At 30.9% G+C, this 17,184-nt stretch carries 17 protein-coding genes; 7 read left to right on the top strand and 10 right to left on the bottom strand.

The features are described 5' to 3' along the window. Window positions 1-29: 29 nt before the first annotated feature. Window positions 30-743, bottom strand: coding sequence for a DUF4198 domain-containing protein (locus L8U37_RS03695; protein WP_220566597.1), 714 nt, complete (start codon window positions 741-743; stop codon window positions 30-32). A 126-nt stretch (window positions 744-869) separates the two neighbouring features. On the opposite strand from L8U37_RS03695, the gene uvrA reads away from it, so the two are divergent. After that, window positions 870-3,692: an excinuclease ABC subunit UvrA gene (gene uvrA / locus L8U37_RS03690; protein WP_263728621.1), complete on the top strand. Its 2,823-nt coding sequence runs from the start codon at window positions 870-872 to the stop codon at window positions 3,690-3,692. 18 nt (window positions 3,693-3,710) lie between these two features. Here the strand turns inward: uvrA and trpB are convergent, their stop codons facing one another. Further along, the gene (trpB, locus tag L8U37_RS03685) at window positions 3,711-4,886 is read right to left on the bottom strand and encodes a tryptophan synthase subunit beta (protein ID WP_263728619.1); all 1,176 of its coding nucleotides are present in this window, start codon (window positions 4,884-4,886) and stop codon (window positions 3,711-3,713) included. Window positions 4,887-5,162: 276 nt separating this feature from the next. Between trpB and L8U37_RS03680 the strand changes: the two genes are divergently transcribed. After that, a complete protein-coding gene (locus L8U37_RS03680) occupies window positions 5,163-5,606 on the top strand; it encodes a YqaA family protein (protein WP_263661468.1) in 444 nt (147 codons plus the stop codon). Here the strand turns inward: L8U37_RS03680 and L8U37_RS03675 are convergent. Then, complete coding sequence (locus L8U37_RS03675) at window positions 5,562-6,566, bottom strand: nucleoside hydrolase (RefSeq protein ID WP_263728679.1); 1,005 nt, start codon at window positions 6,564-6,566, stop codon at window positions 5,562-5,564. The two genes, L8U37_RS03680 and L8U37_RS03675, sit on opposite strands and share 45 nt — an antisense overlap. Continuing rightward, window positions 6,566-7,921: an MFS transporter gene (locus L8U37_RS03670; RefSeq protein WP_263728678.1), complete on the bottom strand. Its 1,356-nt coding sequence runs from the start codon at window positions 7,919-7,921 to the stop codon at window positions 6,566-6,568. The genes L8U37_RS03675 and L8U37_RS03670 overlap by 1 nt, the downstream gene beginning before the upstream one ends. A 130-nt stretch (window positions 7,922-8,051) precedes the next feature. Between L8U37_RS03670 and polA the strand changes: the two genes are divergently transcribed. Genes polA through motB form a run of 3 tightly spaced genes read left to right on the top strand, consistent with a single transcriptional unit; the run spans window position 8,052 to window position 12,227 of the window. Then, complete coding sequence (polA, locus tag L8U37_RS03665) at window positions 8,052-10,691, top strand: DNA polymerase I (RefSeq protein WP_263666631.1); 2,640 nt, start codon at window positions 8,052-8,054, stop codon at window positions 10,689-10,691. A 12-nt stretch (window positions 10,692-10,703) separates the two neighbouring features. Continuing rightward, on the top strand, window positions 10,704-11,477 hold the full coding sequence (gene motA, locus L8U37_RS03660) for a flagellar motor stator protein MotA (protein WP_133319563.1): 774 nt from the start codon (window positions 10,704-10,706) through the stop codon (window positions 11,475-11,477). Window positions 11,478-11,486: 9 nt separating this feature from the next. Next, entirely contained in the window at window positions 11,487-12,227 is a 741-nt protein-coding gene (gene motB, locus L8U37_RS03655; RefSeq protein ID WP_263728617.1) for a flagellar motor protein MotB, read from the top strand. Between the two features lie 11 nt (window positions 12,228-12,238). On the opposite strand, the gene L8U37_RS03650 is transcribed toward motB, so the two are convergent. From L8U37_RS03650 to L8U37_RS03625, 6 genes are all read right to left on the bottom strand, one after another. After that, complete coding sequence (locus L8U37_RS03650) at window positions 12,239-13,222, bottom strand: beta-ketoacyl-ACP synthase III (RefSeq protein WP_133319565.1); 984 nt, start codon at window positions 13,220-13,222, stop codon at window positions 12,239-12,241. After that, window positions 13,209-14,198 carry a phosphate acyltransferase PlsX gene (gene plsX / locus L8U37_RS03645; protein WP_263728616.1) on the bottom strand — a complete coding sequence of 330 codons (990 nt, stop codon included), beginning with the start codon at window positions 14,196-14,198 and terminating at the stop codon, window positions 13,209-13,211. The genes L8U37_RS03650 and plsX overlap by 14 nt, the downstream gene beginning before the upstream one ends. Before the next feature lie 5 nt (window positions 14,199-14,203). Continuing rightward, window positions 14,204-14,350: a 50S ribosomal protein L32 gene (gene rpmF, locus L8U37_RS03640; protein ID WP_012662034.1), complete on the bottom strand. Its 147-nt coding sequence runs from the start codon at window positions 14,348-14,350 to the stop codon at window positions 14,204-14,206. Window positions 14,351-14,364: 14 nt separating this feature from the next. After that, window positions 14,365-14,718: a hypothetical protein gene (locus tag L8U37_RS03635; RefSeq protein WP_133319567.1), complete on the bottom strand. Its 354-nt coding sequence runs from the start codon at window positions 14,716-14,718 to the stop codon at window positions 14,365-14,367. Then, window positions 14,718-15,131, bottom strand: coding sequence for a nucleoside-diphosphate kinase (gene ndk / locus L8U37_RS03630; RefSeq protein ID WP_039642239.1), 414 nt, complete (start codon window positions 15,129-15,131; stop codon window positions 14,718-14,720). The genes L8U37_RS03635 and ndk overlap by 1 nt, the downstream gene beginning before the upstream one ends. Before the next feature lie 156 nt (window positions 15,132-15,287). After that, window positions 15,288-15,572 (bottom strand): ferredoxin, 4Fe-4S, encoded by a 285-nt coding sequence (locus tag L8U37_RS03625; protein ID WP_039619165.1) that lies wholly within the window; start codon window positions 15,570-15,572, stop codon window positions 15,288-15,290. 186 nt (window positions 15,573-15,758) lie between these two features. On the opposite strand from L8U37_RS03625, the gene L8U37_RS03620 reads away from it, so the two are divergent. Both L8U37_RS03620 and L8U37_RS03615 read left to right on the top strand, forming a co-directional pair. Beyond that, window positions 15,759-16,355 carry a peroxiredoxin gene (locus L8U37_RS03620; protein ID WP_133319569.1) on the top strand — a complete coding sequence of 199 codons (597 nt, stop codon included), beginning with the start codon at window positions 15,759-15,761 and terminating at the stop codon, window positions 16,353-16,355. Between the two features lie 244 nt (window positions 16,356-16,599). After that, the coding region (locus L8U37_RS03615) for a cache domain-containing protein (protein WP_263728615.1) at window positions 16,600-17,184 on the top strand (585 nt) is incomplete at its 3' end.

Below are 17,184 nucleotides of genomic sequence, written 5' to 3'. Positions count from 1 at the left end.
AATTAATTTTATTGACTAAGAATTTGAAATTATTTAGATTTAAAACTTAGTGTCGCTGTCAATTGTAGAGTATCGCCATATCTGTCTAGATTGTATGGTAATTTGATGTTCGCAGCTATTATTTGTAAACCATCTTTTGGTTTTGTGAGTGTGATTGTTGCTATACCTTTTTCATTTGTTGCTATGTTGTCGATATCATCATTTTGATCTTCAAATTCAACTCCTTTTACGGGTTTTCCATCTAGTAAAACTTGGAGTTTTAATTTATCTCCTTCATGTAGTGTTAAAGGATTTTGTAAAGGAACTATTTCAAATTTTAATCCTAATGGTTTTTTTGAACCTTCATCCCAAGAAAAAATACTTTTTCCCATTTTGAAAATTTTTCTTGTTTGAGTGACTTCATTTGCACCAGTAATATCTGTAATATCAGATCTTTTTTGTGCATAATGTTTTCCATCTTTTGTAAATGTGTAATATCCAAAATCATAATTAACACTTGCAACAGCAGGTTTTCCCTCAATAAATATTTTGTTATTTTCGTAGTCATAGCCAGCTTTTAAATTTTTTCCTTGAGAATCTTTTGCACTTATACCAAAAACCCTATCAGGTTGATATTGTCCCCAGTGATCATCAGCCCAAAAACCTACTTCATATCCATTGCTAGTTTGCATAGGAAAGAATTGATGAGCTAAAGCAGAACTTGCTATAAAAAAACTCAAAAACACCATTTTTGAAAATTTCATTTTTTCTCCTTTAAAATAATTTTGATAATCATTATATATATTTTTATTTATATAAAACTTAAGAATGTATTTTAATTTTTCTTATGTTAAAATCATAAATTTATTTTTAAATATTTAGGAAAAGTTATGAATGATACTATTAATATAATTGGTGCTAAAGAGAATAATCTTAAAAATATCAACCTAGAAATTCCTAAAAATAAGCTTATAGTTTTTACAGGACTTAGTGGAAGTGGTAAATCCACCTTGGCTTTTGGTACACTTTATGCAGAAGGACAACGCCGCTATATTGAGAGTTTAAGTGCTTATGCAAGGCAGTTTTTAGATAAAGTGGGTAAGCCAAATGTTGATAAAATAGAAGGTTTAACTCCTGCTATTGCTATTGATCAAAAAACAACTTCTAAAAATCCTCGATCAACTGTTGGGACTATTACTGAAATTTATGATTATTTAAGACTTTTATATGCAAGGATTGGCTCACAACATTGTCATCAATGTGGCCAAAAAATCTCATCTATGAGTGCAGCAGATATCGTAGGTGAAATCTTAAAGCTTCCAAAAGGGGCAAAAATCATCATTTATGCACCGCTGATCAAAGAAAAAAAGGGAACTTTTGCAGATCTTTTGGAAAATTTGGTCGCAAAAGGTTATGTTAGAGCACAAATTGATGGGGTTTTAACGCGTCTTGATGAAGATATTGAGCTTGCTAAAACTAAAAAACATACAATAAAGCTTGTGATAGATAGACTCCAAGTGCAAGATGATATGTTGGCAAGACTTGCAAGCGATATAGAAAAAGGTCTTAGTGAGAGCTTTGGTGAAGTGGAAATTGAAGTTTTAAATAATGAAGAATTAAACATAGCAAAACATTTTCATTATAGTGAGCATAATGCTTGTTTTGATTGTAAAATTTCTTTTCCTTTGCTTGAGCCTTTGAGTTTTTCTTTTAATTCTCCAAAAGGTGCTTGTCCAAGTTGTGATGGTCTTGGTATAAGATATACGCTAGATATGAAAAAGCTTATCAATGAAGAATTAAGCTTAGAAGCAGGAGCTGTAAAGCTATTATATGGGTTTAATAAAAGTTATTACTATAAGTTTTTAATGGCCTTTTGCGAGCAAAATGATATAAGGGTAAAAATTCCATATAATGAGCTAAGCGAAGAAGAAAAGCGTCTAGTACTTTATGGTAATGCCAAGGAAATTAACTTTTTATGGAAAAGACATCGCTTAAATCGCAAATTTGAAGGTGCAGTTAAATATGCTTATGAAATGCTAAAAGATGAAAAAGATTTAAGCGAGTATATGAGCGAAAAAACTTGTAAAGATTGCAATGGTCATCGTTTAAGAGCTGAAAGTTTAGCTGTAAAAGTTGCTGAAAAAAATTTGGGTGAAATTTTAGATATGAGCATAGAAAATACTACTGCATTTTTTTCAAAAGAAGCTAATTTTGCATATTTGAGTGAGCAAGAAAGATTGATAGCTAAGCCTATTTTTAAAGAAATTAATGAAAGATTGTTTTTTCTTTATGATGTAGGACTTGGGTATTTATCCTTAGGGCGTGATGCAAGAACAATTAGTGGGGGTGAAGCTCAAAGAATTCGTATAGCATCTCAAATTGGTAGTGGTTTAAGTGGAGTGATGTATGTTTTAGATGAGCCTAGCATTGGTTTGCATGAGCGAGATACAGCAAAACTCATTAAAACTTTAAGAAATCTTCAGCAAAAGGGTAATACTTTAATCGTAGTTGAGCATGATAAAATGACAATAGAAGAAGCAGATTTTATCGTAGATATTGGTCCAAATGCTGGTAAAATTGGTGGTGAAGTTGTATTTAGTGGAACTTATAAAGAATTATTAAAAAGCAAAAGCCAAACCGCCCTTTATATGAGTGGTAAAAAGCAAATTGCCCATCAAAAAAATAGAGAACAAAAAGATTTTATTAGTTTAAAAGATGTGAGTATTAATAATATTCAAAATTTAAGTGTAGATTTTCCATTGCATAATTTAGTAGCAATTACAGGTGTTTCAGGAAGTGGTAAAAGCTCGCTAATCTTGCAAACTTTGCTTCCATTTGCAAAAGAAGAGCTTAACCGTGCTAAAAAAGTTAAAAAACTAAGTGGGGCTAAGATAGAAGGTTTGGAAAAACTTGATAAGGTAATTTATCTTGATCAAAGTCCTATAGGAAGGACTCCTCGTTCAAATCCCGCTACTTATACAGGTGCTATGGATGAAATTCGTAATCTTTTTGCAGCTACCAAAGAAGCTAAAATGCGAGGTTATAAAGCAGGGCGTTTTTCTTTTAATGTTAAAGGTGGAAGATGTGAAAAGTGTAGTGGAGATGGTGAAATTAAAATAGAAATGCACTTTTTGCCTGATGTGATGGTAACTTGTGATGTTTGTAATGGTAAAAGATATAATGATGCAACTTTAGAGATTAAATATAAAGGTAAAAGCATAGCTGATGTTTTAAATATGAGTATTATTGAAGCAAGCGAGTTTTTTACTTCTGTACCAAAGATAAAACAAAAGCTTGATACTTTGGTAAAAGTTGGGCTTGATTATCTTACCTTAGGACAAAATGCAACTACTTTAAGTGGCGGGGAGGCTCAGCGTATTAAGCTAGCTAAAGAATTAAGCAGAAGCGATACAGGAAAAACTCTTTATATTTTAGATGAACCTACAACAGGACTTCATTTTGAAGATGTTAATAAACTTATTGTAGTTTTGCAACATTTAGTTGATCTTGGAAATAGTGTGTTTGTGATAGAGCATAATTTAGATGTGATTAAAAATGCTGATTATATCATCGATATGGGACCTGAAGGTGGAGTTAAAGGTGGTAAGGTTATAGCTAAAGGTAGTGTTGAAGAGCTTGCTAAAAATCATAAAAAAAGTGGTTCTTATACAGGGTATTATCTAAATTTAGAGCTAAAAAGCATAAAAAAATAAATTGGTTGAAGTTATTCTTCAACCATAAATTTCACCTTTTTTATATTCATAAATACTTTGCATATCTTTATCTCCTCTTCCTGAAAGATTTACAACTATCACACTTTTTTTCTTTAAAGTCGGACAAAGTTTTTCTAAATAAGCTAATGCATGTGAGCTTTCAATAGCGGGTATAATACCTTCTTCTTTACATAATAATTTTAAAGCATTAATACACTCATCATCACTAATAGCATGATAACTTGCTCTTTTACTTTCTTGCAAATATGCGTGCAAAGGCCCTATGCCAGGGTAATCAAGCCCAGCAGAAATACTAAAAGTATGAGCAATATTGCCTTTATCATCTTGTAAAACTTTAGTTTTCATACCATGGATAATACCTTCTTCGCCTTTAGTAAGTGTGGCTGCATGATAAGGTGTATCTTTTCCTAAACCTGCTGCTTCAACACCTATGAGCTTAACTTTTTCATCTTTTAAAAATGCATGAAAAATTCCAGCAGCATTGCTACCACCTCCAGCTGCTGCTATGATGTAATCAACTTTTTTATTTAATTTTCTAAGTTGCATTTTGCATTCTTTACCTATAATACTTTGAAAATGCGTAACAATTTGTGGATAAGGATAAGGCCCCACTGCACTTCCTACTACATAAAATACTTCTTTGGTATTTTTAACCCAAAACTTTAAAGCCTCATCTACCGCATCACTTAAAGTTTTACTTCCACTTTCTACCGCATGAACTTTTGCTCCTAAAAGCTCCATTTTATAGACATTTAAGGCTTGTCTTTTTACATCAATAGCTCCCATAAATATCTCACATTCAAGTCCCAAAAGTGCTGCTGCAGTAGCTGTTGCAAGCCCGTGTTGTCCTGCTCCAGTTTCTGCAATAATTTTTTTCTTATTCATTTTCTTTGCCATTAAGGTTTGAGCTATGGCATTGTTGATCTTATGAGCTCCTGTGTGAGTTAAGTCTTCTCTTTTTAAATAAATTTCATGATTATAAAGCTTGCTTAAATTTTTAGCATGGTATAAAGGTGTGGGTCTTCCCACATAATTAGCTAAGAGTTCTTTTAATTCTGTGTTAAAATCTTTATCTTTTTTGAGTTTTAAAAAAGCTTTTTCTACTTCATCTAATGCTATTTTTACTTCATTTGGCACAAATTGCCCACCAAATTTTCCATAATATTTTTTCATAGTATTTCCTTAAAATGATTAATAATTTAAAATCAAAAAATGATCAACTAAAACTAAAAATGTAAAATAAAAAATGATTGAAAATGTAGTAGCAGGCTTAACGCCAAGAAAAAGAAGCTCTGTTAAATGAGTATTCTAAATTTAGTTTAGAAAATTTTTTCCTTTCCATAATTTTTCCTTTTAAAAAATTGTCAAATTGCTTTACATTCTAAGATAATTATTATTAAAAATTCTTTAAAATGATAGTTTAGAAAATAAATACTAAGAAAATTTATAATGTTTGATTTTTTATATAATGATATAAGCTATATAGGGCTTTTTGTAGTATGTTTTCTCTCTAGCACTCTTTTGCCTATGGCTAGCGAGGCTTTTGTGCTTGTTTTTGTGAAATTAGATTTTAATGCTTATATGGTTTTATTTATAGCAAGCTTGGGGAATACTTTGGGTAGTTTAAGTACCTATGCGTTAGCTTATTTTGGAGAGAGTCAAATTTTGGAAAAATATTTTAAAAACTCTTTATGTAAATTAGAAAAAATCAATGCAAACTTTAAAAAATTTGGCTCTTTGTATGCTTTTTTTACTTTTTTACCCATAGTGGGAGATCTTTTTGCACTAGGGCTTGGATTTGCTAAGTATTCTTTTTTAAAAGCAAGTATTTTTATAGCCTTGGGTAAATTAAGTCGTTATGCTTTTGTAATTTTCATAGCAAATTCCATTTAAAAGCCTTGATTTTAAAAGATTTAAAAGTCTAGCATTATCAACATCTTTTAAAACTTTTATGGTGTTTTTTAATTCATGATTTTTCATAGGCATTTTTGCATCTTTAAAACACCTTATCGTGCTTCCTCTAGCAAAAGTACTATCACAAATGACATCTACTAAATACTCATCAAAATTTGCTAAATTTGGATCAAGCATATAAGCAATAGTTAATGCATCGTGTATCCATGTGCCATTTGTGCCTCTTGTTTTGCTTGCAAAATCAATCCAAACTCTTAAAGTCTGCACTAAAAAATCACAAAGAGGATTTTGATTTTCTAAAGCATTTAAATCTTCATGTGTGAGCATAGTTTGCATTGTTGCATTATAAGGAACAAGTGTGATTTTAGCTCTTGAGTTTAAAACTATACTAGCAGCTTCAGGATCAAAGCCAAAATTTGTATCTTTGATATGATAAGGCATATCAAAACTTCCACCCATGATAAAAATTTCTTTTACATTTTTATCAAAGTCTTTAAAAAGCTTCATAGCTATGGCTATATTTGTTAAAGGTCCTATAGCACAAATGGAAATTTTACCTGGGTTTTGCATAATAAGCTCACCCATTTTCATACAAGCATTTGGGTTTATGTTTTCTAAGATTTTTATAGGTTTTATATGATCCCAAAGATGAGTAAGTTTAAACTCTTCTACGCCTTTATCTAGTCTTTGTCTCCAAAAATGACTATCTTCACATAAAGCTTCATGAGCACCTAAATACAAAGGTATATCTAGATTAAGCTTATTTAATAAATCTTTAGCAACACTATAAGCGGTTAAAGCTTGCACATTACCACTTAAAGTGCTAATCATTTCAAGTTTGATTTCTTTGGAGGCTAAAATAAGTCCAAGGGCTAAACCATCATCAGTATTAGCCCCTGCTATTCCATTGCCTATATCAGTATCTAAAATAAGGCGTATCATATCGCATCTTCTATTAAATTTAAATCCCTACCTCTAGTTTCTGGTGCAAAGAAAGTTGTGATAAAACCAATTCCTGCAGTGATAACAAAATACAAGGCTATTGGCCACCAAGTGCCATAATAAGCAAGCAAAGCTGAAGCTATCATAGGAGCGGTTCCTCCTGAAAGTATAGAGCCAAATTCTTTTGCTAGTGCCATTTTGGTATAGCGATTTTTTGCTCCAAAAAGCTCCACACCCCACGCAGCTTGCACGCCAAAAATTCCTAAAGATGCTAAAGACATACCTACGATGATAGTTAAAATTACAATAATTTCATTTTTACTATCAAGTAGCATAAAAGCAGGGAAAGCATAAAGCATTAAAAGCAAGCAAAAGGTTCTATAAGTAATACGCCTTCCAAATTTATCACTTAAATATCCTGCTAAAGGTATAACCAAAAATCCCACCAAAGAAGCGATAACAACAGCAGTTGTGGCTACTGATTTATCAAGAAGTAAAATTTTAGTTACATAACCTACTATAAAGCCTTGTGCAAGATAAGATGGTCCATTTTCTCCTATCCTTATACCCACCATAGTCCAAAATGCACGACTTTTCTGCCAAAAAGTTCTTTCATCTTTTTTCATATGTGCTTCATTTTCATGACGAATTTTTAGCATTAATTCTTTTTGTTTTTCAAAAACAGGAGTTTCTTTTACATTTAAACGCATATAAACAGCAAAAAGTGCTATAAAAATACTTCCTATAAAAGGAATTCTCCATCCCCATTCTTTAAAACTAGCATCATCCATACTTGTAACTAAAAGCCATACAAAAGCTGCAAGTAAGGTTCCGCTGTTTGATCCAAGTGCTATAACAGAAGAGATTAAACCTCTATGTTTGCTAGGAGCATATTCTCCAAGCATGACAGTCCCACCTGAAAGCTCAGCACCTGCTCCAAAGCCTTGCATAAAACGCAAAATAACCAAACATATAGGAGCCCAAATTCCAATTACCGCATAACTTGGTATAAAACCAATTAAAGTAGTTGAAATACCCATTAATGCAATGGTGCTCATTAATACATTTTTTCTTCCGTATTTATCTCCTAAATATCCAAAAAATAAAGCTCCAATAGGTCTAGCAATAAAACCTATACCATAAGTAACAAAACTAAGCAATAATGCTATAACAGGAGTTTGTTCAGGAAAGAAAACTTCTGAAAAAACAGTAGCTGCAGCTAAGCCATAAAGTGCAAAATCTGCATATTCCATGGCAGTTCCTATCCAGCATGAAAACACAGCCTTTTTAAATGCCTTTTTTCCTTGTGGGGTTTGAAAATTTTCATCCGCGATTGATTTTGTTTGCAAGATTAAACCTTTGTTTTAAATTTAAAATATAATTGTAACTAAAATGCTTAAAATGGAAATTTAATACTTTTTACCGACTTTTAAATAATTTTGGGCGATAATTATTATTATTATTTTTTAATATAGGAAAAAAATGAAAACTTTAACAATAATTGATACTTTTGGCTTTTTCTTTAGACTTTTTTATGCTTTAAAGGGTTTGAAAAATTCAAAAGGTGAGCCTAGTAATATGATTAGTGGTTTTGCTAATTTTATTTATAGTTTGAAAAATGAACATCCTAGTGATATGATTATTTTTGCTCTTGATAGTAAAGGAAAAACTTTTAGAAGTGAAATTGATCCAAATTATAAAATCAACCGCACTCCACCTCCACCTGATTTATTAGCTCAAATTCCAATTTGCATTCAAATGATAGAAAAAATGGGTTTTTCAAGTTTTTCTTGTGAAGGATATGAGGCTGATGATATCATCGCATCTTTAGTTAAAGAGTGTGAAAGTAAGGATATTTTTATAAGAATTATCACTCAAGATAAAGACTTATATCAACTTATAAAAGATGATAAAGTTAGTATTTATAGCCCTATTTCAAAAAATGATTATAATGAAGCAGGGTGTTTGGAAAAATATGGGGTAAAACCTAGCCAAATAAGAGATTTTTTAGCTCTATGTGGAGATAGTTCAGATAATATCCCAGGGGTAAAAGGAATTGGTGCTAAGGGTGCTAAGAATTTACTTGATGAGTTTGAAAGTATTGAAGGAATTTATGAAAACTTAACACTAGTGCGTAATGAGAGAAGTCGTAATTTGTTGCTTGAAGGCAAAGAAAATGCCTTTTTAAGCAAAAAACTTGCTTCTTTGTATGAAAATTTAGATGTAAAAGATATGCTTTTAAATTGTGAGTATCCAAAAGATGAGCCTTTGCTTAAGATTATGGATATTTTAGAGCATTATGAATTAAATGCTTTGTTAAAAAAACTACGCACTAATCCTACTAATAAAGATAAAAATTTAGGATTTAATGCAAGATTAATTTTAGATGAGAAAGAATTATTTGAAATTTTAGAAAAAATTGATGATCAAAGCATTGTTGCTTTTGACACCGAAACTACGGGCTTGGATACTAAAGAAGCTAAGATAGTAGGGTTTAGTTTTTGTTTTCATGAAAGTGAAGCCTTTTATGTGCCACTTGCACATGATTATTTAGGAGTTTGTAAGCAAATTTCTATGCAAGTAGCTAAAAAGGGTATAGAAAAAATATATCAAAGCACGGTTATAGGTCATAATCTTAAATATGACTTTGAAATCATAAAAAATAATTTTAATTTACTTCCTCCAAAAAACTATGCTGATACTATGATACTTGCATGGCTTAAAGAGCCAAGTTTGCGTGTAAATATGGATGATTTGGCAAAAAGATTGTTTGCTTATGAGACTTTACATTTTGAAGACTTGGTAAAAAAAGGAGAAAACTTTGCAGGAGTGGATGTAGAAAAAGCTTGTAAATATGCTGCTGAAGATGCTTATATTACTTTAAGATTTTATTTGTATTTTTTAAAAAATTTAGAAAAGCCTTTATTTGAACTTGCACAAAAAAGTGAGTTTGAATTTATCAAAGTGCTTATTATGATGGAAAATAATGGCATTAAACTTGACACTCGAAAGCTTGAAAACTTAATGCAAAGTTTTAATCAAGATATTAAAATACTAAGTGAAAAAATATATGATTTAGCGGGTGAAAAATTTAATATTAACTCTCCTAAACAAGTAGGGGATATTTTATTTGAAAAATTAAAATTACCAAGTGGTAAAAAAGGTAAGACAGGTTATTCTACTGATGAAAAGGTTTTAAATGCTATTTTAGATGAACATTTGATTGTAAAAGAAATTTTAGCTTACAGAGAGCTTGCAAAATTAGTTTCTACTTATTGTGAACCTTTGTTAAAATTAGCTAAAAAAGATGAAAATTCAAGAATTTATTCAAGTTTTTTGCAAACAGGAACAGCTACTGGACGCCTTTCATCAAAAGATCCAAATTTGCAAAATATCCCTGCACATGGTCAATATGCTAAGGATTATAAATCTTGCTTTATTGCAAAAGAAGGATTTAGTTTTATCTCACTTGATTATTCACAAATTGAGCTTAGAATGCTAGCACATTTTAGTGAAGATGAGAAATTATTAGAAGCGTTTTCAAACGATGAGGATATTCATGCAAAAACTGCTATTATGATTTTTGGCCATAGTGATTATGAGACAAGAAGTATTGCTAAAAGTATAAATTTTGGTCTTATTTATGGTATGGGTTATAAGACTTTGAGCCAAAATTTAAAAATAGAAGCAAAGTTGGCTAAAGAATATATTGAAAAATATTTTGAGAATTTTACTAGTATTAAAACTTATTTTGAAAAGGTAAAAAATGAAGCTAAGCAAAATGGCTTTATAAGTACTTTGCTAGGTCGTAAGCGTTATTTTGATTTTGAAAATGCAAAGCCTATGCAAATTGCAATGCATGAAAGAGAGAGTATTAACTCTATACTTCAAGGTTCAGCTGCCGATATAATAAAATTGGCAATGATAGAAATAAGTAGAAATTTGGATGAAAATAAACGCTTAATTTTACAAATTCATGATGAGCTTATTTTTGAAGTAAAAGATGAACTTTGTGAGGATTTTGCAAAAAAAGCTAGTGATATTATGGAAAATATTGTAAAATTAAAAGTTAAATTAAAAACTTCATCAAGTATTGCCAAAAATTGGGGTATATTAAAATAAGGAGAATGTTTAATGGATCTTTCAACCATACTTGGGATGGTATTAGCTGTTGTTAGTATTTCTGTAGGGGATATTTTAGAGGGTGGTAACCCTTTGCATGTTTTACACTTAGCGTCTTTTATTATCGTGGTGCCTACAGCAGCTTTTTGCGCAATGACTTCTACACATAAAAAAATTGTTAAAGGTGCATATAAGGAATTAAAGGTAGTTTTTAAAGGTTCGGGGGTAAATTTAAGTCAAAGAATAGCTGAGCTTGTAGAATACTCTGTTATAGCAAGAAGAGATGGACTTTTGGCTTTAGAGTCAAAAACTAATGAAATTGACAATGAGTTCTTAAAAGAAGCTATGATGATGATGGTAGATGGTAAGAGCGTAGAAGAAATTAAAGAAAGTATGGAAATTCAAGTAGAAGAAATGGAAGAATATTATAAAGAATGTGCAGAATATTGGATACGCTTTGGTGAAACTTGTCCTACTATGGGGCTTGTTGGCGCTGTTTTTGGATTGATTTTGGCACTTAAACTACTCGATGATCCACAGGCTATGGCAGCGGGTATTTCAGGAGCTTTTACAGCAACTGTTACGGGAATTTTTGGAGCTTATGCTTTATTTGGGCCTTGGGGTAATAAAATGAAAGCTAATTCACATGATTTAATTAAGGAAAGAATAGTTATTTCTCACGCTATTGTAAGCATTGCAGAAGGAGCTAATCCAAGAGATTTGGAGGCAAAGTTATTTAACTATTTAAGTCATGATGAGCCTAGAATTTCTCAATTTGATAAATAAGAGTTAAAAATGGGAAAAAAACATAAATGTCCAGAATGTCCAGCAGGTGAAAAATGGGCAGTGCCTTATGCAGACTTTTTAAGTTTGCTTTTGGCACTTTTTATTGCTCTTTGGGCGATTTCTGAAAGTAATCCTGCAAAAACTGAAGCCTTGAAAACTGAATTTGTTAAAATTTTTGAATTCACTGCTTCTAGTCCTTTAGAAAAAGAAAGTGAAGTGCATAATAAATATAGCGCACCTTCAAATGCAAATGTAGAAGAGCTTGAAAAACTTAAGAAATTAAGTATTACTCAACAAGAAAATATAGAAAAATTAAAAGCAGCATTAGATCAAAGAGAAAATAATATAGTTTTAAATTTACCAGCTAGAGTTGAATTTGCTAGAGGTAGTATTCAGATTGATTCTGCTGATGTACAAGATTTTTTAAAGCGTATTAGTGAAGTGCTTAAGAAAATGCCAAAACAAGCTCAAATAGAACTTAGAGGTTATACTGATGCAAGCGATAGGGATCCTAAGAGAAATTTTGATTTAGCTAGTAAAAGATCTCAAGTTGTAGCTGATTATTTAATAGCTAAAGGAATCGATCCAACTCAACTTATAGTTGTAAGTTTTGGTGATAATTATCCTTTAAGTACAAATAAAGAAGATGAAATAAATAATAGGGTAGAGTTTTATATTCGTGTAGATTCTTCAGACAATCAAGTTAGAAAGTCAGTATTAGATCAAATAGAAACTTTTAATAACAAATAAGCTTTATAAACTTATTTGTTATTTTCTCCGCCAAAACGAAGCAATGCTGAACCCCAAGTAAATCCACCACCAAAAGCATCAAGCAATATTAGTGAGCCTTGTTTTAAACGACCTTGTTCATAAGCATCATTCATTGCCATAGGTATTGAGGCTGCTGAAGTATTGCCGTATTTTTGCACTGTAACCACGCATTGTTCATCTGCAAAATTTAATTTTTCTTGCACGGCTTTAATAATTCTTAAATTAGCCTGATGAGGTATAAAAAGATCAATTTCTTCACTTTTTATATTATTTTTTGCAAGAATATCAATAACATCATTACTTAGAGTATTTACTGCAATTTTAAATACTTCGTTTCCTTTCATTTGCATAGAAAGAGGAGAGCAAATGCTACTTTTTTGAGATCTTTGAGTTATTAATAAATCTCCAAATTCCCCATCACTTGCTGTATGAGTATCTATAATCGGATAATTATCATCTAAAGATACAATTCCAGCACCAGCTCCATCGCCAAATAAAACACAAATACTTCTATCTGTATAGTCTATAATAGAGCTAATTTTTTCAGCTCCAATAATTAAAACATTTTTCTTTGTTTTGCTTTCAACCATAGATTTAGCAAGTTCTAAAAGATAAATAAACCCTGAACATGCTGCAGAAATGTCAAAAGCAGTGATGTTTTTTAATCCAAGATTATGAGCAATTTTACATGCAGTTGATGGCATAGTAAAGCAATCAGGACTTAAAGTAGCAACAATAATAGCATCTATGTCTTGAGGTTTTAAATTCGCTCTTTGTATAGCTTTGATAGCTGCTTTAGTACCAAGATCACTTGTGTTTTCATCATCATTTGCTATGCGTCTTTGTTCTATTCCTGTTCTTCTTAATATCCACTCATCACTAGTTTGCACCATAGATTCTAATTCTTTATTGCTAAGTATTTTTTCGGGGATGTAAGAAGCTATACTTTTTAATGAAGCTTTAGTTGATTTCATAATTGGCAAGTTCTTTTTCTATAGTTTGATTTATATTTGATTGTGTAAAATTTAATGCTTGAAAAATAGCATTTTTAATAGCTTTTGGACCGCTTTTACCATGACTTATAATGACACATTCTTTCACACCTAGAAGGGGAGCTCCGCCATATTCTTCATAATCAATGTGGGTTTTTAATTCATTAAAAGCAGGTTTTGCTAAAAGATAGCCAAGTTTTGCTAAAAAAGATTTTTGAATTTCTTGTTTTAAAAGTTTTGTAATAACACTTGCTACACCTTCGCCGGTTTTAAGTAAGATATTTCCATTAAAACCATCGCATACTAATACATCTATCGTGCCATTAAATATATCTCTTCCTTCAGCATTTCCGACAAAATTTGAAAGTTGCTTTAAAAGTTGATGGGTTTCTTTAGTAAGCTCATTTCCTTTGCATTCTTCTTCACCATTTGAAAGCAAAGCAACTCTAGGCTTAGCAATTTTTAAAATTTCTTTAGCATAGGCTTCACCCATAATGGCAAATTGAAACAAATGCTCACTTTTGCAATCAACATTTGCACCAACATCTAACACTAATGTTCTTGAATGGATATTTGGCATTAAAGTGGCTATTGCAGGTCTAGCGATATTGGCTAATCTTCCAAGTCTTAAAGTAGCCAAACTCATAGTAGCTCCACTATGTCCAGCTGACACAACAGCTTTTGCTTTTTGATTTCTTACTAAATCTATGGCTTTGTAGATTGTACTATCTTTTCGTTTTAATGCATCTGTAGAATTTTCTTCCATAGCAAATACATCAAAAGCCTCTTCATATTCTATATATGAGCTTAATTCTTGAGGGATTAAGGTTTTAAGCTTTTGAGGATCTCCTACTAAGATGGCTTTAAATTTTCGCTCTTTTAGAGCTTGAATTACACCTTCTATAATAGGTTTTTCCCCAAAATCACCACCCATTGCATCAATAGCAATGCTCGTCATTGTTCTTAATATTCCTTAGTTACAGGATTTACACGATGAGGCATTTTGTAGCTACCATCTTTATCCTTAATAGGCATAGGTAGGGTAACTTTGTAATGAGTTCTGCGTTTTGCTGCGCGAGTTTTGCTCACTCTTCTCTTAGGTACTGCCATTTTTTACTCCTTTATTAATTTAAACATTTATTACAATAAAAATAATCACTTAAGTAAGATTGTAATTCACTTGTAGCAAGCTCTATTAAGTCAATATGAGAGTCAAAAAACTCCATAGTATCACTTAAAGTATTATTTTCATCTTTAAAAATTCCATCGCTTGCAAAAAGCTCTATATTTTGATCGATTTCAAGTTCCATTTCATTACCACATCGATCGCAATTTCTATAAGTAAATCCTTTAAAATTAGCTGTTATTTTAGCTAATTTTGGATTAACTTTTGTAATAGTTCCTTCAAAAACTATATTATCAAGATCTAGTTTAAAAGGATAAGCTACAGAGCTAAGTTTTGCAAAGGCAATTTTCATTATAAAATTTCAGTTTTTGAAAAGAAAAATTCTATTTCAATTTTTGCATTTTCCAAGCTATCGCTTCCATGAACCGCGTTTGCATCAATACTATCTGCAAAATCTGCTCTGATAGTACCAGGAGCCGCTTCTTTTGGATTTGTAGCACCCATTAATTCTCTGTTTTTTAACACAGCATTTTCGCCTTCTAAAACAGAAACCACAACCGGACCACTGATCATAAATTCAACTAAGTCTTTAAAAAATGGTCTATCTTTGTGTACAGCATAAAATTCTTGTGCTTCTTTTTCTGAAAGCTGTATTTTTTTTGTAGCCGCTATTCTTAGACCATTGCTTTCAAAGCGTGTTAAAATTTGACCAATAACGCCTTTTTTTACTGCATCAGGTTTAATAATAGAAAGTGTTTTTTCCAAAATCGTCCCCTTAATTTAGATAAGTTTTATATTTATAAAAGAGCTAATTATATCAAAAAATGCTTTAAAATTATATAAAAATTGTAATTTTGAGTTATAAAATGAAGAAGCTACAAGCATCTTAAATACTAGAAAGATGCTTGTATTGGGTATTAATTAAGCAAATACCGGAGTTGAGCCATCTCTTAAATCGCTTCCGATATTATCACGACTTGGTTGACCACTAACTACATCGCTCCATACAATACAGCCATCAGTTGGACATGCACTTGCACATGCTGGCTGATCATTATGTCCTACACATTCAACACATTTATCAGCATAAACATAATATCTATCTTCGCCCTCAGGGTTATTTGCATCATCTACGATTGCACTTACTGGGCATTCATCTATACAAGAACCACATGCTATACAAATATCAGTAATTTTAACTGCCATTTTTTACTCCTTAAATATTAAAAGTTTAATATAAGATTATCAAAATTGTCTTAATTTTATTCTTAAAATCTTTTAATTTTGATAATAAAATTAATTTACATACAAATTTACACAATTAATAAATTTTTAAATTTACAAATGATATTATTTTGTTACAAATAAAATTTATTAATTAGGAGATAAACGATGATAGTAACTAAAAAAGCTATTGATTTTACAGCACCTGCTGTATTAGGTAATAATGAAATAGTTGGAGATTTTAATCTTTATAAAAATATAGGACCAAAAGGTGCAGTAGTATTTTTCTATCCAAAAGATTTTACTTTTGTTTGCCCTTCTGAAATTATTGCTTTTGATAAAAGATATCAAGATTTTAAAGATAGAGGTATTGAAGTAATTGGTGTATCTTGCGATAACGAATTCTCTCACTTTGCTTGGAAAAATATGCCGGTAAATCAAGGTGGTATAGGTCAAGTTAAATTTCCTTTAGTAGCTGACTTAACAAAACAAATTGCTAGAAATTTTGATGTTTTATTTGAAGAAGCAGTTGCTTTAAGAGGTTCTTTCTTGCTTGATGCTGATGGAACAATCCGCCATGCAGTTATAAATGACTTACCACTTGGAAGAAACATTGATGAAATGATTAGAATGGTTGATACTATGTTATTTACTAATGAACATGGTGAAGTTTGCCCAGCTGGTTGGAATAAAGGCGATGAAGGTATGAAGGCTGACCCTAAAGGTGTTGCTGATTATCTAAGTAAAAACGAAAATAAATTATAATTTTTTAAGCTGAAAGTTTTTCTTTCAGCTTAGCATAAATTGTGTTATAAAGTTACAATACTCTCAAAATATACTGATTAATATACATTTTTGATAAATGCTTTTAAAATATTATAACTAGGACATCATGTAATAAATAATTTACTTTTTATTTTATATATTTATTATTTTGTTGTTATTTTGTTATATTAATAGCATGATAATCGTTGTATAAAAATTTACTACAAAATTTTAAGGAGCTGTTATGGTTTTTTCATTTTCTAAGAGCTTATCTTCAAAGCTTATATGGATAATGTGTGTAGGTGTAGTTTCTATTGTAATACTGATTAATTTAGTCAGTTATTTTAATTCAAAAAATAGTACTTTTGATTTACTAACAGAAATACAAGTAAACAATATGGTGGATACAAATGCTCTGTATGATTTTTATGGAAAAACTAAAAGATTAGCTATAGAATCTTTAGCAGAGCAATTTTCTAGTAATTTAAATATGCCTTCAGAACAAATTATGCAAATTCTCAAACTAGCTGCAAAAACTTCTGGGTTTGAGCTAGTTTATGTTGGTTTTGAAGATAGTGGCAAAAATTATCAATCAGATGGTCAAGTACTTGATTTATCAAAGGGTTATGATACTAAAAATAGAGGTTGGTATAAAGAAGCTAAAGCAGCTGGAAAATTTATAACAACTGATCCATATAAATCTGTAACAACAGGAGAAATAGGAATTACTTATGCCATTCCTGTTTATGCTAACGGAAAATTCTTAGCGGTAGTGGGAGGTGACTATAATTTACATACTTTTTCTAAAGATGTTTTAGCTATAGGGCAT

The organism is Campylobacter sp. RKI_CA19_01122, assembly GCF_025771325.1.
In the GTDB taxonomy this organism is placed as follows: domain Bacteria; phylum Campylobacterota; class Campylobacteria; order Campylobacterales; family Campylobacteraceae; genus Campylobacter_D; species Campylobacter_D lari_D.
The sequence above is the reverse complement of the archived record's forward strand: the minus strand, read 5'-3'. Positions and strand labels throughout refer to the sequence as shown.

Bases quoted from the DNA above. Each gene is read 5' to 3' on its own strand.
- L8U37_RS03695 (WP_220566597.1), bottom strand. From the start codon at position 743: ATGAAATTTTCAAAAATGGTGTTTTTGAGTTTTTTTATAGCAAGTTCT.
- uvrA (WP_263728621.1), top strand. From the start codon at position 870: ATGAATGATACTATTAATATAATTGGTGCTAAAGAGAATAATCTTAAA.
- trpB (WP_263728619.1), bottom strand. From the start codon at position 4,886: ATGAAAAAATATTATGGAAAATTTGGTGGGCAATTTGTGCCAAATGAA.
- L8U37_RS03680 (WP_263661468.1), top strand. From the start codon at position 5,163: ATGTTTGATTTTTTATATAATGATATAAGCTATATAGGGCTTTTTGTA.
- polA (WP_263666631.1), top strand. From the start codon at position 8,052: ATGAAAACTTTAACAATAATTGATACTTTTGGCTTTTTCTTTAGACTT.
- motA (WP_133319563.1), top strand. From the start codon at position 10,704: ATGGATCTTTCAACCATACTTGGGATGGTATTAGCTGTTGTTAGTATT.
- motB (WP_263728617.1), top strand. From the start codon at position 11,487: ATGGGAAAAAAACATAAATGTCCAGAATGTCCAGCAGGTGAAAAATGG.
- L8U37_RS03650 (WP_133319565.1), bottom strand. From the start codon at position 13,222: ATGAAATCAACTAAAGCTTCATTAAAAAGTATAGCTTCTTACATCCCC.
- plsX (WP_263728616.1), bottom strand. From the start codon at position 14,198: ATGACGAGCATTGCTATTGATGCAATGGGTGGTGATTTTGGGGAAAAA.
- rpmF (WP_012662034.1), bottom strand. From the start codon at position 14,350: ATGGCAGTACCTAAGAGAAGAGTGAGCAAAACTCGCGCAGCAAAACGC.
- L8U37_RS03635 (WP_133319567.1), bottom strand. From the start codon at position 14,718: ATGAAAATTGCCTTTGCAAAACTTAGCTCTGTAGCTTATCCTTTTAAA.
- L8U37_RS03625 (WP_039619165.1), bottom strand. From the start codon at position 15,572: ATGGCAGTTAAAATTACTGATATTTGTATAGCATGTGGTTCTTGTATA.
- L8U37_RS03620 (WP_133319569.1), top strand. From the start codon at position 15,759: ATGATAGTAACTAAAAAAGCTATTGATTTTACAGCACCTGCTGTATTA.